Annotated in this window: 21 protein-coding genes; 8 read left to right on the top strand and 13 right to left on the bottom strand. The window is 60.9% G+C overall.

The window, feature by feature from the left end; all coding sequences use genetic code 11:
• Position 1: 1 nt before the first annotated feature.
• On the top strand, positions 2 to 2,272 hold the full coding sequence (gene clpA / locus FQ192_RS18810) for an ATP-dependent Clp protease ATP-binding subunit ClpA (protein ID WP_123508924.1): 2,271 nt from the start codon (positions 2 to 4) through the stop codon (positions 2,270 to 2,272).
• 246 nt (positions 2,273 to 2,518) lie between these two features.
• Here clpA and infA read toward each other — a convergent pair whose 3' ends face one another.
• The 4 genes from infA to trxB form a co-directional block, all read right to left on the bottom strand.
• On the bottom strand, positions 2,519 to 2,737 hold the full coding sequence (gene infA / locus FQ192_RS18805) for a translation initiation factor IF-1 (protein ID WP_002553999.1): 219 nt from the start codon (positions 2,735 to 2,737) through the stop codon (positions 2,519 to 2,521).
• A 111-nt stretch (positions 2,738 to 2,848) separates the two neighbouring features.
• Positions 2,849 to 3,556, bottom strand: coding sequence for an arginyltransferase (locus tag FQ192_RS18800; protein ID WP_149659912.1), 708 nt, complete (start codon positions 3,554 to 3,556; stop codon positions 2,849 to 2,851).
• Between the two features lie 57 nt (positions 3,557 to 3,613).
• Positions 3,614 to 4,294, bottom strand: coding sequence for a leucyl/phenylalanyl-tRNA--protein transferase (aat, locus tag FQ192_RS18795; protein ID WP_149659911.1), 681 nt, complete (start codon positions 4,292 to 4,294; stop codon positions 3,614 to 3,616).
• Positions 4,295 to 4,358: 64 nt separating this feature from the next.
• Positions 4,359 to 5,318 (bottom strand): thioredoxin-disulfide reductase, encoded by a 960-nt coding sequence (trxB, locus tag FQ192_RS18790; protein ID WP_149659910.1) that lies wholly within the window; start codon positions 5,316 to 5,318, stop codon positions 4,359 to 4,361.
• A gap of 99 nt (positions 5,319 to 5,417) precedes the next feature.
• On the opposite strand from trxB, the gene FQ192_RS34070 reads away from it, so the two are divergent.
• From FQ192_RS34070 to cysG, 7 genes are all read left to right on the top strand, one after another.
• The gene (locus FQ192_RS34070) at positions 5,418 to 5,630 is read left to right on the top strand and encodes a hypothetical protein (RefSeq protein WP_178129163.1); all 213 of its coding nucleotides are present in this window, start codon (positions 5,418 to 5,420) and stop codon (positions 5,628 to 5,630) included.
• Positions 5,627 to 8,035: a DNA translocase FtsK gene (locus FQ192_RS18785; protein WP_149659909.1), complete on the top strand. Its 2,409-nt coding sequence runs from the start codon at positions 5,627 to 5,629 to the stop codon at positions 8,033 to 8,035. The genes FQ192_RS34070 and FQ192_RS18785 overlap by 4 nt, the downstream gene beginning before the upstream one ends.
• A 64-nt stretch (positions 8,036 to 8,099) precedes the next feature.
• Entirely contained in the window at positions 8,100 to 8,723 is a 624-nt protein-coding gene (gene lolA, locus FQ192_RS18780) for an outer membrane lipoprotein chaperone LolA (RefSeq protein ID WP_149659908.1), read from the top strand.
• A gap of 215 nt (positions 8,724 to 8,938) precedes the next feature.
• Positions 8,939 to 10,261, top strand: coding sequence for a replication-associated recombination protein A (locus FQ192_RS18775; RefSeq protein ID WP_149659953.1), 1,323 nt, complete (start codon positions 8,939 to 8,941; stop codon positions 10,259 to 10,261).
• Positions 10,261 to 10,635, top strand: coding sequence for a fluoride efflux transporter CrcB (gene crcB, locus FQ192_RS18770; protein WP_149659907.1), 375 nt, complete (start codon positions 10,261 to 10,263; stop codon positions 10,633 to 10,635). The genes FQ192_RS18775 and crcB overlap by 1 nt, the downstream gene beginning before the upstream one ends.
• 16 nt (positions 10,636 to 10,651) lie before the next feature.
• Complete coding sequence (gene serS, locus FQ192_RS18765; protein WP_149659906.1) at positions 10,652 to 11,932, top strand: serine--tRNA ligase; 1,281 nt, start codon at positions 10,652 to 10,654, stop codon at positions 11,930 to 11,932.
• Positions 11,933 to 13,327 (top strand): siroheme synthase CysG, encoded by a 1,395-nt coding sequence (cysG, locus tag FQ192_RS18760; protein ID WP_149659905.1) that lies wholly within the window; start codon positions 11,933 to 11,935, stop codon positions 13,325 to 13,327.
• 128 nt (positions 13,328 to 13,455) lie between these two features.
• On the opposite strand, the gene FQ192_RS18755 is transcribed toward cysG, so the two are convergent.
• The 9 genes from FQ192_RS18755 to FQ192_RS18715 all read right to left on the bottom strand — a co-directional run bounded on the left by FQ192_RS18755 (position 13,456) and on the right by FQ192_RS18715 (position 18,451).
• Positions 13,456 to 14,457: a glutathione S-transferase family protein gene (locus FQ192_RS18755; RefSeq protein ID WP_149659904.1), complete on the bottom strand. Its 1,002-nt coding sequence runs from the start codon at positions 14,455 to 14,457 to the stop codon at positions 13,456 to 13,458.
• Between the two features lie 89 nt (positions 14,458 to 14,546).
• Positions 14,547 to 15,548 carry a glycosyl transferase family protein gene (locus FQ192_RS18750; RefSeq protein WP_149659903.1) on the bottom strand — a complete coding sequence of 334 codons (1,002 nt, stop codon included), beginning with the start codon at positions 15,546 to 15,548 and terminating at the stop codon, positions 14,547 to 14,549.
• A complete protein-coding gene (locus tag FQ192_RS18745; protein ID WP_149659902.1) occupies positions 15,545 to 15,880 on the bottom strand; it encodes a TusE/DsrC/DsvC family sulfur relay protein in 336 nt (111 codons plus the stop codon). The genes FQ192_RS18750 and FQ192_RS18745 overlap by 4 nt, the downstream gene beginning before the upstream one ends.
• Positions 15,877 to 16,170, bottom strand: a complete 294-nt coding sequence (gene tusB / locus FQ192_RS18740; protein WP_149659901.1) for a sulfurtransferase complex subunit TusB — start codon at positions 16,168 to 16,170, stop codon at positions 15,877 to 15,879. Before tusB ends, FQ192_RS18745 begins: the two co-directional genes overlap by 4 nt.
• The gene (gene tusC, locus FQ192_RS18735) at positions 16,170 to 16,532 is read right to left on the bottom strand and encodes a sulfurtransferase complex subunit TusC (protein WP_149659900.1); all 363 of its coding nucleotides are present in this window, start codon (positions 16,530 to 16,532) and stop codon (positions 16,170 to 16,172) included. Before tusC ends, tusB begins: the two co-directional genes overlap by 1 nt.
• Before the next feature lies 1 nt (position 16,533).
• Entirely contained in the window at positions 16,534 to 16,926 is a 393-nt protein-coding gene (tusD, locus tag FQ192_RS18730) for a sulfurtransferase complex subunit TusD (RefSeq protein WP_149659899.1), read from the bottom strand.
• A 188-nt stretch (positions 16,927 to 17,114) separates the two neighbouring features.
• The gene (locus tag FQ192_RS18725; RefSeq protein WP_149659898.1) at positions 17,115 to 17,819 is read right to left on the bottom strand and encodes a YoaK family protein; all 705 of its coding nucleotides are present in this window, start codon (positions 17,817 to 17,819) and stop codon (positions 17,115 to 17,117) included.
• A gap of 35 nt (positions 17,820 to 17,854) precedes the next feature.
• Entirely contained in the window at positions 17,855 to 18,184 is a 330-nt protein-coding gene (locus FQ192_RS18720; RefSeq protein ID WP_149659897.1) for a DUF6388 family protein, read from the bottom strand.
• Positions 18,185 to 18,205: 21 nt separating this feature from the next.
• The gene (locus FQ192_RS18715; protein ID WP_054053620.1) at positions 18,206 to 18,451 is read right to left on the bottom strand and encodes a hypothetical protein; all 246 of its coding nucleotides are present in this window, start codon (positions 18,449 to 18,451) and stop codon (positions 18,206 to 18,208) included.
• Positions 18,452 to 18,472: the final 21 nt, after the last annotated feature.

Below are 18,472 nucleotides of genomic sequence, written 5' to 3'. Positions count from 1 at the left end.
TATGTTAAACCGCGAGCTCGAAGTCACCCTCAATTTAGCCTTCAAGGAGGCCCGTTCGAAACGTCATGAATTCATGACCGTCGAACATCTCCTGTTGGCCCTATTGGACAATGAGGCTGCCGCCACCGTTTTGCGTGCCTGCGGCGCAAACCTCGACAAACTCAAGCATGACCTGCAGGAGTTCATCGACTCCACCACGCCGTTGATCCCCGTCCATGACGAGGATCGCGAGACCCAACCCACCCTGGGCTTCCAGCGTGTTCTGCAGCGTGCTGTCTTTCACGTACAGAGCTCGGGCAAACGCGAAGTGACTGGCGCCAACGTGCTGGTCGCCATTTTCAGTGAGCAAGAAAGCCAGGCAGTGTTCCTGCTGAAACAGCAGAGCGTTGCACGCATTGATGTCGTCAACTACATCGCCCATGGCATTTCCAAAGTGCCGGGGCACGGCGATCACTCTGAAGGTGAGCAAGATATGCAGGACGACGAGGGCGGTGAGTCTTCTTCTTCAGGCAATCCTCTGGATGCTTATGCCAGCAACCTCAACGAACTTGCGCGCCAGGGTCGAATCGATCCGCTGGTAGGCCGTGAGATGGAAGTCGAGCGTGTCGCGCAGATCCTGGCGCGGCGCCGCAAAAACAATCCGCTGCTGGTGGGTGAGGCGGGCGTGGGTAAAACCGCGATTGCCGAAGGCCTGGCCAAGCGCATTGTCGACAACCAGGTGCCGGATTTGCTGGCCAATAGCGTGGTGTACTCCCTTGATCTCGGCGCCTTGCTGGCCGGGACCAAATACCGCGGCGATTTCGAGAAGCGCTTCAAGGCGTTGCTCAACGAACTGAAAAAACGTCCGCAGGCGATTCTGTTCATCGACGAGATCCACACCATCATTGGTGCGGGTGCCGCGTCCGGTGGCGTCATGGATGCTTCTAACCTGCTCAAACCGTTGCTGTCGTCCGGCGATATCCGTTGCATCGGTTCGACCACGTTCCAGGAATTCCGCGGGATCTTCGAGAAGGATCGTGCCTTGGCACGGCGCTTCCAGAAGGTCGATGTGTCCGAGCCTTCGGTCGAAGACACCATCAGCATCCTGCGCGGCCTGAAAGGGCGTTTCGAAACGCACCACGGTATCGAGTACAGCGATGAAGCGTTGCGTGCGGCGGCTGAACTGGCTTCACGCTACATCAATGATCGGCACATGCCGGACAAGGCCATCGACGTCATCGACGAGGCGGGGGCCTACCAGCGCCTGCAACCGATCGAAAAACGCGTGAAACGCATCGAAGTGCCTCAGGTCGAGGACATCGTGGCGAAAATCGCGCGGATTCCGCCTAAGCACGTCAACAGCTCTGATAGAGAGTTGCTGCGTAACCTTGAGCGTGACCTGAAGCTGACGGTATTTGGCCAGGATGCCGCGATCGACTCGTTGTCGACTGCGATCAAACTGTCCCGTGCCGGCCTCAAGTCACCAGACAAGCCAGTCGGTTCGTTCCTGTTCGCAGGTCCTACCGGTGTCGGTAAAACCGAAGCGGCGCGTCAGTTGGCCAAGGCGCTGGGCATCGAGCTGGTTCGTTTCGACATGTCCGAGTACATGGAGCGCCACACCGTATCGCGTCTGATCGGTGCACCGCCAGGCTATGTCGGGTTCGATCAGGGCGGTCTGCTGACCGAAGCCATCACCAAGCAGCCTCATTGCGTGCTGTTGCTCGATGAAATCGAGAAGGCGCATCCGGAAGTCTTCAACCTGCTGTTGCAGGTCATGGATCACGGTACGCTCACCGACAACAACGGGCGCAAGGCGGATTTCCGTAACGTAATCGTCATCATGACGACCAACGCCGGCGCCGAAACCGCAGCGCGCGCTTCGATCGGTTTCACCCATCAGGACCACTCGTCCGATGCAATGGAAGTGATCAAGAAGAGCTTCACGCCAGAGTTCCGCAACCGTCTGGACACCATTATCCAGTTTGGTCGCCTCAGTCATGAGGTCATCAAAAGCGTGGTGGACAAGTTCCTTACCGAGCTTCAGGCGCAGCTGGAAGACAAGCGCGTGCAGCTGGAAGTGACCGACGCGGCACGCAGCTGGCTGGCAGCGGGTGGCTACGACTCGGCCATGGGTGCTCGACCAATGGCACGTTTGATCCAGGACAAGATCAAGCGTCCGCTGGCCGAAGAGATCCTCTTTGGCGAACTGGCCGACCATGGTGGTGTGGTTCACATCGACCTCAAGGACGGCGAGCTGACCTTCGAGTTCGAGACCACGGCTGAAATGGCCTGACGTTAACCGCAACAAAGCAAAAGGCGCCGAAAGGCGCCTTTTTGCTGTCTGCAGTTTGTGCGCCGTTGATCGTTCCCATGCTCCGCGTGGGAACGCAGCCCGGGACGCTCCGCGTCCCAAAGGACGAACGCGGAGCGTCCGTTGAGGGTTTCCCACGCAGAGCGTTAGAACGATCAATCGTGGCGGATGGTAAATCCCGCGCACACAAAAACGCCCGGCATAACCGGGCGTTTTGTATTGACTTGATTAACGAGCGCGGTAAGTGATGCGCCCTTTGCTCAAGTCATAGGGCGTCAGCTCGACGCGCACTTTGTCACCGGTAAGAATACGAATGTAGTTCTTGCGCATCTTGCCGGAAATATGCGCGGTTACGACGTGCCCATTTTCCAACTCCACACGAAACATGGTGTTGGGCAGGGTGTCGACGACAGTGCCTTCCATTTCGAAGCTGTCTTCTTTCGACATGCAGTAAAGCCCTCGGTATCCAATGAATGGCCCGGTGCAACTGCGCCAGGCAAAAGCGGCGTGCATTGTGCCCGAAAAATGGGGTTTACGCCAAGCGGTTTACAGATTGCCTTAGTTCAGGATGACCCAGCGCTGATTAATCAGCAGTTCGATGGGGCGATACTGGGTCTTGTAGTTCATCTTTTTGCAGTTTTTGATCCAGTAGCCGAGGTAAACCGCTTCCAGTCCCAGTCGCTGGGCTTCGGCGATTTGCCAGAGGATGGCGTAGCGCCCGAGGCTGCGATGGTCTTCGGCGGGCTCGTAGAAGGTGTAGACCGCCGACAGGCCATTGGGCAGCAAGTCGGTCACGGCCACGGCCACCAACCGACCGTTGAGACGAAATTCGTAGAATCGGGAAAACGGCAGGTCGCGTACCAGGAACGTCGAAAACTGATCGCGGCTCGGCGGGTACATGTCGCCGTCGGCATGACGCTGTTCGATGTAGCGCTGATAGAGATCGAAATACTCTTCGCTGAACTTCGGCCTGGCCGGGCGCACCTGTACATCGGCGTTGCGTTTGAAAATGCGCTTTTGCTGACGGTTGGGCGAAAACTGCGCCACGGGGATGCGCGCCGGCACACACGCATTGCAATTCTGGCAATGAGGCCGGTAGAGATGATCGCCGCTGCGACGAAAACCCATTTCCGACAGGTCTGCGTAGACATGCACATCCATGGGCTGGCTAGGATCGAGAAACAGGGTAGTGGCCTGCTCCTCGGGCAGATAACTGCAAGAGTGGGGCTGAGTGGCATAAAACTTCAGGCGCGCCAACTCGGTCATGATCAACCCTCGGGAAAAAGCTTTGAATTAAGTGTAAGCCACACACGCAAAAGTCGCTCAGTAAACCCAGGTGGCGCTATTGGGCTGATCCAGGTGTCGCGCCAGATAGTCGGCAAATTCCCTTCGGGGAATCGCCCGGGCACCGAGACTGTGCAGGTGATCAGTCGGCATCTGGCAATCGATCAGCACGAAACCCGAGTCTTTCAGATGTCGCACCAAGGTGGCAAAGCCAAATTTGGACGCGTTATCGGCGCGGCTGAACATCGATTCGCCGAAAAACAGCTGCCCCATGGCCAGGCCGTACAGCCCGCCGACCAGCTCGCCCTGGTCCCAGACCTCGACCGAGTGCGCATAGCCGCGCCGGTGCAGCTCCAGGTAGGCGTCCTGCATGGCTTCGGTGATCCAGGTGCCGTCGGCGTAATCCCGTGGTGCGGCGCAGGCGCTGATGACCGCGGCGAAATCCTGATCGAAGGTCACTTGATAGCGTTGTTGGCGCAGCAGTTTGCCGAGGCTGCGGGAAACGTGCAGTTCGTCGGGAAACAGAACCGTGCGCGGGTCCGGCGACCACCAGAGAATCGGCTGGCCTTCGGAAAACCACGGAAAGCAACCGTGGCGATAGGCCTGGATCAGGCGGTCGGCGGACAGATCGCCGCCCGCCGCCAACAATCCGTTGGGATCGCGCATGGCTTTTTCCAGGGGCGGGAAAGTCAGGGTGTTGCGTTGTAACCAAGTCAGCATGGCATCCGGGCTTGCAGAAGGGGAGGGCAGTGGCGGGCTTGTCGGTCCGCCGTGAATTGGAGCGTCACACGGTTGGAATATCGTCGAGGTATTTCTCGGCGTCCAGTGCGGCCATGCAACCGGCACCGGCAGACGTCACGGCCTGACGGTAAACGTGATCGGCCACGTCGCCCGCGGCGAATACGCCCGGGATCTCGGTAGCGGTGGCATCGCCTTCGTTGCCACCCTTGATCAGCAGATAGCCGTCACGCATCGGCAGCTGGCCCTGGAACAGATCGGTGTTGGGCTTGTGGCCGATGGCGATGAACACGCCGGCCAGCGGTAATTCGCTCATCTCACCGGTATGGCTGTCGCGCAGACGGGCGCCGGTCACGCCGCTGGCGTCGCCCAGCACTTCATCGAGGTTCTGGTTCCAGTGCAGGCGGATATTGCCGTTGGCGGCTTTCTCGAACAGCTTGTCCTGAAGAATCTTCTCCGAGCGCAGTTTGTCGCGCCGGTGCACCAGATGGACTTCCTTGGCGATGTTCGACAGGTACAGCGCTTCTTCAACCGCCGTGTTGCCGCCGCCGACCACCGCGACCACCTGATTGCGGTAGAAGAAGCCGTCGCACGTTGCGCAGGCCGAAACCCCTTTGCCGGCAAAGGCTTCTTCCGAGGGCAGCCCCAGGTATTGCGCCGAAGCGCCGGTGGCGATAATCAGCGCGTCGCAGGTGTAGGTGCCGCTGTCGCCGATGAGTTCGAACGGGCGCTGCTGCAACTTGGCGGTGTGGATGTGGTCGTAAACGATCTCTGTGTCAAAGCGTTCGGCGTGTTTTTGCATGCGTTCCATCAGCACCGGGCCGGTGAGGCCTTCGACGTCACCGGGCCAGTTGTCGACTTCGACGGTGGTGGTGAGCTGGCCACCTGCCTGTATGCCGGTTATGACCACCGGTTTGAGGTTGGCCCGGGCGGCATAAACGGCGGCGCTGTAACCGGCAGGGCCGGAACCCAGAATGATCAGGCGTGAATGCTTGGACTCGCTCATAAAAACACCTCATAAGCCTTTGTCACAAAAGAGAATGCGTGCTCAAATTGAACCGTGTGTCATATGCGTTTGGCTATGCTACACCCAAGGACTGCCAGCATGGCATCGGGCGAACAAACCCGTACAATGCCTGCTTGTTACAGCGCTTGTATTAAAAAAAGCACTGCCTGCCCTGTTTTGAAACATCGGGGTGCAGTGTTAAAAGTAGTCCCAGTTGCATCGGTTAACTTTTTTACCTGCCTGGATTGGGCAGTTTTTTATAGTCATTCAACAGATGGACGCGCCATAGGCGCAGGAAAAGAAGCGTTTTGAAGAAATCCACCGCAGCACCTAAACCAGCCGTTGTACCGCTTTGGCGCCAGCATCTGCACTACCGACTCAAGGAAGGTGCATTGATCGCCATCGGCGCCCTGTGCCTGTTCCTGATGATGGCCTTGTTAACCTATGGCAAGGACGATCCGGGCTGGAGTCATAACAGCAAGATCGAGGACGTCCAGAACTTCGGCGGCCCGGTGGGCTCCTACAGCGCCGATATCCTGTTCATGGTGTTGGGTTACTTCGCCTACATCTTCCCGCTGTTGCTGGCGGTCAAGATCTACCAGATTTTTCGTCAACGCCATGAACCGTGGCAGTGGAGCGGCTGGTTGTTCTCCTGGCGGCTGATCGGCCTGGTGTTCCTGGTGCTGTCAGGCGCGGCCCTGGCCCACATCCATTTCCATGCGGCGACCGGCCTGCCGGCCGGTGCCGGCGGCGCATTGGGCGAAAGCCTGGGCGACCTGGCCCGCAATGCCCTGAACATCCAGGGCAGCACGCTGCTGTTCATCGCCCTGTTCCTGTTCGGCCTGACGGTGTTCACCGACCTGTCATGGTTCAAGGTGATGGACGTCACCGGCAAGATCACCCTCGACCTGTTCGAACTGTTCCAGGGCGCCGCCAATCGCTGGTGGGCGGCACGGGTCGAGCGCAAACAACTGGTCGCGCAATTGCGTGAAGTCGATGACCGTGTGCATGACGTGGTCGCCCCGACAGTCACCGATAAACGTGAGCAGGCCAAGGTCAAGGAACGCCTGATCGAGCGCGAGCAGGCCCTGAGCAAGCACATGTCGGATCGCGAGAAGCAGGTGCCGCCCGTGATTGCCCCGGCACCGCCGAAACCGGCCGCGCCGAGCAAGCGTGTGGAAAAAGAGAAGCAGGCGCCGTTGTTCGTCGACAGCGCCGTCGAAGGCACCTTGCCACCGATCTCGATCCTCGACCCGGCGGAAAAGAAACAGCTCAACTATTCCCCGGAGTCGCTGGCAGCCGTCGGCCACTTGCTGGAAATCAAGCTCAAGGAATTCGGCGTCGAAGTCTCGGTGGATTCGATTCACCCAGGCCCGGTCATTACCCGTTACGAAATCCAGCCGGCCGCCGGCGTCAAGGTCAGCCGCATCTCCAACCTGGCCAAAGACCTGGCGCGTTCCCTGGCCGTGACCAGCGTGCGGGTGGTGGAAGTGATTCCGGGCAAGACCACCGTCGGTATCGAGATCCCTAACGAAGACCGCCAGATCGTGCGCTTCTCCGAAGTGCTGTCGACCCCGGAATACGACAACTTCAAATCCCCGGTGACCCTGGCCCTGGGCCACGACATCGGCGGCAAGCCGGTCATCACCGACCTGGCGAAAATGCCGCACTTGCTGGTGGCCGGTACCACCGGTTCCGGTAAGTCGGTGGGTGTGAACGCGATGATCCTGTCGATCCTGTTCAAGTCTGGCCCGGAAGACGCCAAGCTGATCATGATCGACCCGAAAATGCTTGAGCTGTCGATCTACGAAGGCATTCCGCATCTGCTCTGCCCAGTGGTCACCGACATGAAGGACGCAGCCAACGCCCTGCGCTGGAGCGTGGCGGAGATGGAGCGTCGCTACAAACTGATGGCGAAGATGGGCGTGCGTAACCTGTCGGGCTTCAACGCCAAGGTCAAGGAAGCCCAGGACGCCGGTACGCCGTTGACCGATCCTTTGTACAAGCGCGAAAGCATTCACGACGAAGCGCCGCTGCTGACCAAGCTGCCGACCATTGTCGTGGTCGTCGACGAATTCGCCGACATGATGATGATCGTCGGCAAGAAGGTCGAAGAACTGATCGCCCGTATCGCCCAGAAGGCCCGTGCGGCCGGTATCCACTTGATTCTCGCGACCCAGCGTCCGTCGGTTGACGTGATCACCGGTCTGATCAAGGCCAATATTCCGACCCGCATGGCGTTCCAGGTCTCGAGCAAAATCGACTCCCGGACCATCATCGACCAGGGTGGCGCCGAGCAATTGCTGGGCCACGGTGACATGCTCTACATGCCGCCGGGCACCAGCCTGCCGATCCGGGTTCACGGCGCGTTCGTGTCCGATGACGAGGTACACCGGGTGGTTGAAGCCTGGAAACTGCGCGGCGCACCGGAATACAACGATGAAATCCTCGCCGGTGTCGAAGAAGCCGGTAGCGGTTTCGACGGCGGCAGCGGTGGTGGCGATGACGACAGCGAATCCGATGCGCTGTACGACGAAGCCGTGCAGTTCGTGCTGGAAAGCCGTCGCGCGTCCATTTCGGCGGTTCAGCGCAAGCTGAAAATCGGCTACAACCGCGCCGCGCGCATGATCGAAGCCATGGAAATGGCCGGGGTCGTGACGTCCATGAACACCAACGGTTCGCGAGAAGTCCTGGCCCCTGGCCCGGTGCGCGACTGATTTGAATTGAAGGGGGGCGCAATGACGCGCCTCCGCAACCCCCACGCATCTCAAGAGGACTCCCATGCGTCTTATCCGCATGCTGTTGCTGCCGGTTCTGGCTTTGACCACGCTCTCGGCCCACGCCGACGACAAGGACGTGGCGCGCCTGACCCAACTGCTGGAAACATCCAAGACCCTGACCGCGCGCTTCTCCCAGCTGACGCTCGATGGCAGCGGCACCCAGTTGCAGGAAACCGCTGGTGAAATGTCGCTGCAGCGTCCGGGCCTGTTCTACTGGCACACCGATGCACCTGCCGAACAAACCATGGTCTCCGATGGCAAGAAGGTCACCCTGTGGGACCCGGATCTGGAACAGGTCACCATCAAGACCCTCGACCAGCGCCTGACCCAGACCCCCGCCCTGCTGCTGTCCGGTGACGTGTCCAAGATCAAGGAGAGCTTCGACATCAGCGCCAAGGAAGCCGGTGGCGTGATCGACTTCACCCTGAAGCCGAAAACCAAGGACACCCTGTTCGACAGCCTGCGCTTGTCGTTCCGCAACGGCCTGGTCAATGACATGCAAATGATCGACAGCGTCGGTCAGCGCACCAACCTCCTGTTCACCGGCGTGAAGGCCAACGAGCCGATCCCGGCGTCCAAGTTCAAGTTCGACATCCCTAAAGGGGCGGACGTGATCCAGGAGTAAAATGCGGGATTTGTGGGCGCTGCTTTTGTGGCGAGGGGGCTTGCCCCCGTTGGGTCGCGAAGCGACCCCAAACCTGCAAACGCGGTGTAACAGTCATACAGCGATTGCTGGTTTTTACGACTGCTTCGCAGCCGAACGGGGGGTACGCCCCCTCGCCACAGAGTATTCGGCAGATTTGAGAATTTGGTAATAAAGCGAGGTTTCAACCGTACGTGATGGACCTGTTTCGCAGTGCCCCGATTGCTCAGCCCTTGGCCGCCCGCTTGCGTGCCGCCAATCTGGATGAGTACGTCGGTCAGGAACACCTGCTCGCTCGCGGCAAGCCTTTGCGCGAAGCGTTGGAGCAGGGTGCCCTGCATTCGATGATTTTCTGGGGCCCGCCGGGCGTGGGTAAGACCACTCTGGCGCGGCTGCTGGCGGAAGTCTCGGATGCGCACTTCGAAACGGTCTCGGCGGTGCTGGCCGGCGTGAAGGAAATCCGTCAGGCGGTGGAAATTGCCAAGCAACAGGCGGGGCAGTACGGCCGACGGACCATTCTGTTTGTCGATGAAGTGCACCGCTTCAACAAATCCCAGCAGGATGCGTTCCTGCCCTACGTCGAGGACGGCACGCTGATTTTCATCGGCGCGACCACCGAAAACCCGTCCTTCGAACTCAACAACGCCTTGCTCTCCCGGGCCCGCGTCTACGTGCTCAAAAGCCTCGACGAAGCGGCCCTGCGCAAACTGGTGCGCCGAGCGCTGACCGAAGAGCGGGGCCTGGGCAAGCGGCAATTGACCCTCAGCGACGAAGGCTTCCAGATGTTGCTGTCCGCCGCCGATGGCGATGGCCGACGCCTGCTCAATCTGCTGGAAAACGCCTCCGACCTGGCCGAAGACAACAGTGAGATCGGCATCGATCTGCTGCAAAGTCTGCTCGGCGATACCCGTCGGCGTTTCGATAAGGGCGGCGAAGCGTTCTACGACCAGATTTCCGCGCTGCACAAATCCGTGCGCGGCTCCAACCCCGACGGCGCGCTGTACTGGTTCGCGCGCATGATCGACGGCGGTTGCGATCCGCTTTACCTGGCACGGCGCGTGGTGCGCATGGCCAGCGAAGACATCGGCAACGCCGACCCCCGCGCCCTGAGCCTGTGCCTGGCGGCGTGGGAAGTGCAGGAGCGTCTCGGCAGCCCCGAAGGCGAATTGGCGGTGGCCCAGGCCATCACTTATCTGGCTTGCGCGCCGAAAAGCAACGCGGTGTACATGGGTTTCAAAGCGGCGATGCGTAGCGCCACCGAACATGGTTCGCTGGAAGTGCCGCTGCACTTGCGCAATGCACCGACCAAGCTGATGAAGCAACTGGGTTACGGCGACGAATACCGCTATGCCCACGATGAGCCGGACGCCTATGCCGCCGGTGAAGACTACTTCCCGGATGAGTTGGAGCCACAACCCTTCTATCAGCCGGTGCCCCGTGGCCTGGAGCTGAAGATCGGCGAGAAGCTCAACCACCTCGCGCAACTTGATCGTCTGAGCCCCCGGCAGCGGAGAAAATAGTGATTCCCTTGATCGTTGCAGTTTCCATCGGCGGGATCGCCGGCACGCTGTTGCGCTTTGCTACCGGTAACTGGATCAACGCTAATTGGCCGCGGCACTTCTATACCGCGACGCTGGCCGTTAATATCGTCGGCTGTTTGCTGATCGGCGTTTTATACGGTCTGTTTTTGATACGCCCGGAGGTGCCGATCGAGGTGCGCGCCGGGTTGATCGTCGGCTTCCTCGGGGGGCTGACGACTTTTTCATCCTTTTCACTGGATACGGTGCGCCTGCTCGAAAGCGGGCAAGTGCCGCTGGCCCTGGGCTATGCTGCGATCAGCGTATTCGGCGGGCTGCTCGCCACCTGGGCTGGCCTGTCCCTGACCAAACTTTGATAAACGAGAGACCGACATGCTCGATTCCAAACTGTTACGTAGCAACCTTCAGGACGTAGCGGACCGCCTGGCATCCCGTGGCTTTGTGCTGGATGTTGCGCGCATCGAAGCGCTGGAAGAACAGCGCAAGACCGTCCAGACCCGCACCGAAGCACTGCAGGCTGAACGTAATGCGCGCTCCAAATCCATCGGCCAGGCCAAGCAGCGCGGCGAAGACATCGCACCGTTGATGGCTGACGTCGAGCGCATGGCGAACGAATTGAGCGCCGGCAAGGTTGAACTGGACCAGATCCAGACCGACCTGGACTCGATCCTGCTCGGCATCCCGAACCTGCCCCACGAATCCGTGCCAATCGGCGCCGATGAGGACGGCAACGTCGAAGTGCGCCGCTGGGGCACCCCGACTGCATTCGATTTCCCGGTTCAGGACCACGTGGCCCTGGGCGAGAAGTTCGGTTGGCTCGACTTCGAAACCGCCGCCAAACTGTCCGGCGCCCGTTTCGCTCTGTTGCGCGGCCCGATCGCCCGTCTGCACCGTGCCCTGGCGCAGTTCATGATCAACCTGCACACCACCGAACACGGTTACGAAGAGGCCTACACGCCGTATCTGGTCCAGGCGCCGGCACTGCAAGGCACTGGCCAGTTGCCGAAGTTCGAAGAAGACCTGTTCAAGATCACCCGCGAAGGCGAAGCCGATCTGTACTTGATCCCGACCGCTGAAGTGTCGCTGACCAACATCGTTGCTGGCGAAATCATCGATTCGAAACTGCTGCCGATCAAGTTCGTCGCCCACACCCCATGCTTTCGCAGCGAAGCCGGCGCGTCGGGTCGCGATACCCGCGGCATGATCCGCCAGCACCAGTTCGACAAAGTTGAAATGGTCCAGATCGTTGAACCATCGACCTCGATGGACGCGCTGGAAGGCCTGACCGCCAACGCCGAGAAAGTCCTGCAACTGTTGGAACTGCCTTACCGCACCCTCGCGCTGTGTACCGGCGACATGGGCTTTAGTGCCGTGAAGACTTACGACCTGGAAGTGTGGATTCCGAGCCAGGACAAGTACCGCGAAATCTCGTCGTGCTCCAACTGCGGCGATTTCCAGGCCCGGCGCATGCAAGCGCGTTTCCGTAACCCGGAAACCGGCAAGCCTGAACTGGTGCACACCCTGAACGGTTCCGGCCTGGCGGTCGGTCGTACCCTGGTGGCCGTGCTGGAAAACTACCAGCAGGCCGACGGTTCGATCCGTGTGCCTGAGGTACTGAAGCCGTACATGGGTGGCCTCGAGGTCATCGGCTAAATGGATTATCTGCCGCTGTTTCATAACCTGCGCGGCAGTCGTGTGTTGGTCGTCGGCGGCGGGGAGATTGCATTGCGCAAGTCCCGCCTGCTGGCCGAAGCCGGTGCGCTGCTGCGGGTGGTCGCACCTGAAATCGAAGCGCAACTGCGTGAATTGGTGGTCGGTAGCGGCGGCGAGTGCCTGTTGCGTGGCTACGTCGAAGCGGACCTGGACGATTGCGGGCTGATCATTGCCGCCACCGACGACGAACCGCTGAACGCGCAGGTCTCCGCCGATGCCCATCGGCGTTGCGTGCCGGTCAACGTGGTGGATGCGCCGGCCCTGTGCAGCGTGATCTTCCCGGCGATTGTCGACCGTTCCCCGCTGATCGTTGCCATCTCCAGCGGCGGCGATGCGCCGGTGCTGGCGCGGCTGATTCGGGCGAAAATCGAAACCTGGATTCCTTCCACCTACGGTCAACTGGCCGGTCTGGCCGCGCGTTTTCGCAGTCAGGTCAAAGGCCTGTTCCCGGATGTGCAGCAGCGTCGGGCGTTCTGGGAAGATGTGTTCCAGGGCCCGATCGCCGACCGGCAACTGGCCGGGCAGGGCGCTGAAGCCGAACGCCTGATGCTGGCGAAAATCGCCGGTGACGCTCCGAAAGCCACGGGTGAGGTGTATTTGGTCGGCGCTGGCCCCGGTGATCCGGACCTGCTGACCTTCCGCGCCTTGCGTCTGATGCAGCAAGCCGATGTGGTGCTTTACGACCGCTTGGTGGCGCCGGCGATTCTGGATTTGTGCCGTCGCGATGCCGAGCGGATCTACGTCGGCAAGCGCCGCGCCGATCACGCGGTGCCACAGGATCAGATCAACAAGCAACTGGTGGATCTGGCCAAGGCTGGTAAGCGTGTGGTGCGGTTGAAGGGCGGCGATCCGTTCATCTTCGGCCGTGGCGGTGAAGAGATCGAAGAGCTGGCGGCCCATGGCATCCCGTTCCAGGTCGTGCCGGGTATCACCGCAGCCAGTGGCTGCGCGGCGTATGCCGGGATTCCGCTGACGCACCGCGATTATGCGCAGTCCGTGCGGTTCGTTACCGGGCACTTGAAGGACGGTTCCACCGATCTGCCCTGGGCCGACCTGGTCGCCCCGGCGCAAACCCTGGTGTTTTACATGGGGCTGGTGGGCTTGCCGATTATCTGCGAGCAGTTGATCAAGCATGGTCGTGGTGCGGACACCCCGGCGGCGTTGATCCAGCAGGGCACCACGGTCAATCAGCGGGTGTTTACCGGCACGTTGGCCGACCTTCCACGGCTGGTGGCGGAGCATGAAGTGCATGCGCCGACGCTGGTGATTGTTGGGGAAGTGGTGCAACTGCGCGAGAAACTGGCGTGGTTTGAAGGGGCTCAGGCGCAGGTCTGAACACCCGGTAACCGATCGTTCCCACGCTCTGCGTGGGAATGCAGCCCGGGACGCTCCGCGTCCCCTCCAGAACTGGAACGCGGAGCGTCCCTTGAGGCATTCCCACGCGGAGCGTGGGAACGATCATCTTAGGCGTTACGCCAAACCCCTTTCCCTCTCAACCGTGCCCGATCATGCGCAACGGTAAAGTCCTGCGCCGGCCCTTTCGGCACAATCCCCGTCGGGTTAATGGTCTTGTGGCTGCCGTAGTAGTGGTTCTTGATGTGCTCGAAATCCACCGTCTCGGCAATCCCTGGCCACTGATACAGCTCCCGCAGCCAGTTCGACAGATTCGGATAATCGGCAATGCGCCGCAGGTTGCACTTGAAGTGCCCGTAGTACACCGCATCAAAGCGAATCAGCGTGGTGAACAACCGAATGTCCGCTTCCGTCAGGTATTCGCCGACCAGGTAACGGTTCTCGCCTAGTAGCGATTCCAGTCGATCCAGCTCGGCAAACACCTCATCGAATGCCTCTTCATAGGCCTTCTGCGACGTGGCAAACCCTGCGCGGTAAACGCCGTTGTTCACCGCCGGGTAAATCCGCTCGTTCAGCGCATCGATTTCGCTACGCAGCGGCGCCGGGTAGAAATCCAGGTCATTGCCGGTCAAATCATCGAAAGCGCTGTTGAACATGCGGATGATCTCCGCCGATTCATTGTTGACGATGCGCTTTTGCTGTTTGTCCCACAGCACCGGCACGGTGACGCGGCCGGTGTAGTCGGCGCTATCGGCGGTGTAGCGCTGGTGCATGAAATTGAAGTGATCGAGCTTGTCGCCGGTCGAGCCCAGGCCCTGGTCGAAGGTCCAGCCGTTTTCCAGCATCAACCAACTGACCACCGACACGTCGATCAGGCTTTCGAGGCCTTTGAGTTTGCGCAGGATCAGCGTGCGATGTGCCCACGGGCAGGCGAGGGAGACGTAGAGGTGATAGCGCCCGGCCTCGGCCGCAAAGCCACCGACACCGGTCGGGCCGGGCTGACCGTCGGCGGTCAGCCAATTGCGGCGTTGCGCCTGTTCGCGCTGGAATGCGCCGTCCTTGCTGCTTTCGTACCACTGGTCGTGCCACTGGCCTTCAACTAACAAACCCATTTCAAGACTCCTCAACCAATAAGCGTTGGAGAGGAGTCTATGCGCATAGGTTCGATTAAATAGCGCAAAGGTTGGGCAGTTATGATCGGTTAAATCGATCTGTCTCGCGCATCCCAGTACTGCTGGGCGGTTTCGAACGCTTGCTCGCGGGTCTGGCCGAGGCCGCGCAAGGCCAGGGCCATGGTCGAGATCAACGCCATTTGCGGGTAGCTGTCGACCACCTCACCGCGCCACACCGCTTTCAAATGCTCAGGGTCAAGGGTTGCCGGTTTGACGTGGCGCTGCGCGGAAAGCTGCGGCCATTCCTCGTCCCAGCTTTCGCCACCCGTGGTGCCGTACAGGTGACTGTCGGCGTCCGGGTTGATCTCGATTTCGCCGCCATCGCCCTTGACCACAATCGCGGTGTCGCCGAGCAAGCCGCTGGCATCGCGATGCACGGCCTGGTAGCCGGGGTGGAAGATGCTTTGCAGGCCGCAGCGTGCGCCCAGCGGGTTGAGGATCCGAGTGAGGGAGTGGATCGGCGAACGCAGGCCCAGGGTGTTGCGCAGGTCGATCATGCGCTGAAGTTGTGGCGCCCAATCGACTAACGGCATAAACGCCAGACCGCCGTTATCCAGCGCATCGCCCACCTGTTGCCAGTTGCGGCACAGCGGGATGTTCAACTCATTCAGCAGTTGCTCGCTGTACAGCCGACCGGACGTGTGCGCGCCGCCGCCGTGCATGAAAATCCGCACGCCGTTCTGCGCCAGGCACTTGGCCGCCAACAGGAACCACGGCAGATGACGCTTCTTACCGGCATAAGTCGGCCAGTCCAGGTCGACATTCAAGGCCGGCGCCTTCAACCGTGCGCGCAAGGCTTCGGTGAAACCGGCCATCTCTTCGGCGCTTTCTTCCTTGTGCCGCAACAGCATCAGGAACGCGCCGAGCTGGGTGTCCTCGACCTGGTCGTCGAGCACGAAGCCCATGGCTTGGCGGGCTTCTTCGCGAGTCAGGTCACGGGCGCCACGCTTGCCTTTGCCCAGGATCCGCACGAACTGGGCGAACGGGTGCTCGGCGGGCGTTTCGAGGGTCAATGCGGGGTAGTCGGTCATAAGCAATTCGTCGGTTTGGGCAGGCCCGCCAGTTTTGCGGCGAGTTTGGCAGGGGTGCCTTTGAACAGTCGGTTCAGGTGCAGGCTGTTGCCTTTTTCCGGGCCGAGCTTCAACGCGGTGTACTTGATCAGCGGACGGGTGGCCGGGGACAGCTGGAATTCGTCGTAGAAATTGCGCAGCAGTTCGAGGATTTCCCAGTGCTCGGGGCTCAACTCGATGTCTTCGGCAGTGGCCAATGCACTGGCCACCTCAAAGGACCAGTCGCTTAGTTCGACCAGGAAGCCGTCCTTGTCCAGCTCGATGGCGCGAGCGCCGACGGTCAGGGAATTCATAGCCAACTGTTGACCTTGTCGTAGTGAATCGACAGCTCGACGAAGGCGGGGTAATCGATGGCCCTGGCCCAGTCAGGTACATTCAGTGCGCGGGCCTGGGCATCTTCGGCCAGCACGAACAGCTTGAGGCCGCGAGCGTTCAGCGCGTTGAACGGCGCGGTGCCAGGCTGCAAGGCGTACGCTGCGTCGCCAGACAGCAGCAGCGCATCATGGGCGCCGATCACGCGCAGGCAACTGCTCAGGCGATCGTCGCCGAACGGGGAATGAGACAACACATGCAAAGTCGACATCAGAGGGTGATCACCTGGTCATAACGGTCGATAAGGGCGGTGATTTCGTCGGCGGCCAGAACCTGGGCTTCTTCCAGCGCCAGAGCGCTCGGGTCCAGGCCCCGTTCAGCGGCGCTGTCGGCGCAGACAAACAGGTCTTCGACACCGAACATCGGCAAGGCTTGCAGGTTGGCGCTCAGGTCTTTCTGTTGCAGGGCCTTGGCGTCCTGACGGGCAGCTAGCTGCAAGACGCCGTCATCGAGAAACAGCAGGCCGATCGGCAGGTCGAACGCGCCGCCGGCGAGGACGATGTCCAGCGCTTCCCGCGCACTCGGGCCGGACCACGGCGCCTGGCGGCTGATAATCAGCAAGGATTTAGCCATCTCAAGCGCCTCCGAAACAGATCAGGCGGTCGGCGTCTTGCACCGCGTCATGCAACTGACCGAGGCCGGACAATTCCCACGGCGCGCTGACGGCGACCGCTTCGCGCTGATAGCGCCGGGCTTCTTCTTCATTCAACACGCCACGACGCAGGGCCGCCGCGATGCACACGACGCCGTCCAATTGATGCTCGGCGACAAACCCGCGCCATTGCTTGGGCAGGTCCTGTTCATCCTGGGGCGTGACCACGCTGTCGGACGCGTTATAGACGCCGTCCTGATAGAAAAACAGCCGGACAATCTCATGCCCACCGGCCAGCGCGGCCTGGGCGAACAACAAGGCACGGCGCGAGGAGGGCGCATGGGCAGCGGAAAACAGCGCAATGGCGAACTTCATGACGGACTCGATCAGCAAAACTGCGGCCATGATAAAGCTTTATCGCCGGGGCGGCGAAGGGCGATTACGCTCTCGCTGATCGTGCCCACGCTCTGCGTGGGAATGCCTCAAGGGACGCTCCGCGCTCCAATGGGACGCAGAGCGTCCCGGGCTGCATTCCCACGCAGAGCGTGGGAACGATCGCTGTGTCAGCGTGGCATGTAGCCCAACTGCCAACGCCGCGGGATTTTCAGCGACAAGAACCCGATCACCCCGGCCAGCAAGCCGCTGACAAACAGCGCCTTGAGCCCCAGATGATGTTCCAGCAGCGCCCCGATCACCGCGCCGGCGAACATGCCGGTCCAGGGAATCAGCTGGACCCGCCAGCCGTTGCGCCGCTCGCCCAGCAGCCAGCGGCCCAGGCCACGACCGAAGCGCGATAAGGCACCGGTGACGTAGGTCAGGCCCACCGGCAGCCCGTTCACATCTTCCACGGCGGCGTTGAGCATGCCCATGGCGATGATCGCGGCCAGCAGCGCCGGCAGTTGTTCTTCGTACGGCCATGCGGCTGCACCGCACAGCAGGGTGGCGATGCACAGCAATAACGGCAACGCCCGTCGTCCGCCGAGTCGGCTGACCACAATACCCAGCGCATTGCCGAGGATGAACGTGGCCACCAGGATCAACAGGCGCAAGGTCAGCCCCAGGTCACCATCGCTGATCGCCACGGCGAGCCGGGTGGTGTTGCCGCTCATGAAGGACACGAAGTCGCCGCTGGCCATGAAGCCGATGGCGTCGGTCATGCCGGCGAGCACCGACAGCGCGGCCACCAGCGACAGGCCGATGCGTCCGCGCCATTTCTGGATATGCAGATGACCCGGGCTGGCCCGGTGGGAGGAGGCGGATGGCAGCATCGGTGCAGGTCGTCCTCAGGCAGCAACCGTGGTGGTCACTTGCTCAATCCATATAACTCGCAATACTCCAGCCAGTCCATGCCAGCCATCTCCGCCACTTCCTTGTGCACTTCCATGCGCTGGGCCTGATAGGCCTCGGCGGTGGCGGCGGTCAGTTGCAGGGTCAACTCCCAGGCAAACAGACCCAGGCGTTCGGCCTCGGCTTCGAAGGCTTCGTGCAGGCGCTCCTCGCGATACTGCGCGGCGGTCTCGCCCTTGGCCTGGGCCAACAGCGGATTGAGGTTGTCGAGCTCGTGGCGCAACTCCGGGCGCTCATCGAGAAACTTCTTCAGCGCCTGTTCGTGTTGCTGTTCGGTGGCTGCCATGGTCGCTCCTTGATGGCCGGGTTACGAAGACTGCTTCTTGGCCTTGGCTGCGGCGGCCAGGCATTCGAGGGCGAACTGCTCGGGGTAGGTCATCTGGATTGGCGTGGTTTCGCCCTTGACGGTGCGTTCGCCGTCGAGGATGTAGCGAATCCGCTTGTCGGTGACGCCGATGCGCTTGGCGATCCAGGACGGGGTCTGGCCGATCTGGCTGATCAGCTTGTCGGCGTATTCGGCGGTCGGTTTGTAGAATTCGGCGTTGGGTGTCATGTGGCTTTCCAGAAAAAGAGG

The sequence above is a fragment of the Pseudomonas sp. ANT_J12 genome (assembly GCF_008370045.1).
Lineage (GTDB): Bacteria > Pseudomonadota > Gammaproteobacteria > Pseudomonadales > Pseudomonadaceae > Aquipseudomonas.
Note: the sequence above shows the minus strand (reverse complement) of the source record. Positions and strands in the feature narration are given on the sequence as shown.

Excerpts from the sequence above, each read along its gene's own strand:
- clpA (WP_123508924.1), top strand. The coding sequence starts at position 2 with ATGTTAAACCGCGAGCTCGAAGTCACCCTCAATTTAGCCTTCAAGGAG.
- infA (WP_002553999.1), bottom strand. The coding sequence starts at position 2,737 with ATGTCGAAAGAAGACAGCTTCGAAATGGAAGGCACTGTCGTCGACACC.
- FQ192_RS18800 (WP_149659912.1), bottom strand. The coding sequence starts at position 3,556 with ATGACCGAGTTGGCGCGCCTGAAGTTTTATGCCACTCAGCCCCACTCT.
- aat (WP_149659911.1), bottom strand. The coding sequence starts at position 4,294 with ATGCTGACTTGGTTACAACGCAACACCCTGACTTTCCCGCCCCTGGAA.
- trxB (WP_149659910.1), bottom strand. The coding sequence starts at position 5,318 with ATGAGCGAGTCCAAGCATTCACGCCTGATCATTCTGGGTTCCGGCCCT.
- FQ192_RS34070 (WP_178129163.1), top strand. The coding sequence starts at position 5,418 with ATGGCATCGGGCGAACAAACCCGTACAATGCCTGCTTGTTACAGCGCT.
- lolA (WP_149659908.1), top strand. The coding sequence starts at position 8,100 with ATGCGTCTTATCCGCATGCTGTTGCTGCCGGTTCTGGCTTTGACCACG.
- FQ192_RS18775 (WP_149659953.1), top strand. The coding sequence starts at position 8,939 with ATGGACCTGTTTCGCAGTGCCCCGATTGCTCAGCCCTTGGCCGCCCGC.
- serS (WP_149659906.1), top strand. The coding sequence starts at position 10,652 with ATGCTCGATTCCAAACTGTTACGTAGCAACCTTCAGGACGTAGCGGAC.
- cysG (WP_149659905.1), top strand. The coding sequence starts at position 11,933 with ATGGATTATCTGCCGCTGTTTCATAACCTGCGCGGCAGTCGTGTGTTG.
- FQ192_RS18755 (WP_149659904.1), bottom strand. The coding sequence starts at position 14,457 with ATGGGTTTGTTAGTTGAAGGCCAGTGGCACGACCAGTGGTACGAAAGC.
- FQ192_RS18750 (WP_149659903.1), bottom strand. The coding sequence starts at position 15,548 with ATGACCGACTACCCCGCATTGACCCTCGAAACGCCCGCCGAGCACCCG.
- FQ192_RS18745 (WP_149659902.1), bottom strand. The coding sequence starts at position 15,880 with ATGAATTCCCTGACCGTCGGCGCTCGCGCCATCGAGCTGGACAAGGAC.
- tusB (WP_149659901.1), bottom strand. The coding sequence starts at position 16,170 with ATGTCGACTTTGCATGTGTTGTCTCATTCCCCGTTCGGCGACGATCGC.
- tusC (WP_149659900.1), bottom strand. The coding sequence starts at position 16,532 with ATGGCTAAATCCTTGCTGATTATCAGCCGCCAGGCGCCGTGGTCCGGC.
- tusD (WP_149659899.1), bottom strand. The coding sequence starts at position 16,926 with ATGAAGTTCGCCATTGCGCTGTTTTCCGCTGCCCATGCGCCCTCCTCG.
- FQ192_RS18725 (WP_149659898.1), bottom strand. The coding sequence starts at position 17,819 with ATGCTGCCATCCGCCTCCTCCCACCGGGCCAGCCCGGGTCATCTGCAT.
- FQ192_RS18720 (WP_149659897.1), bottom strand. The coding sequence starts at position 18,184 with ATGGCAGCCACCGAACAGCAACACGAACAGGCGCTGAAGAAGTTTCTC.
- FQ192_RS18715 (WP_054053620.1), bottom strand. The coding sequence starts at position 18,451 with ATGACACCCAACGCCGAATTCTACAAACCGACCGCCGAATACGCCGAC.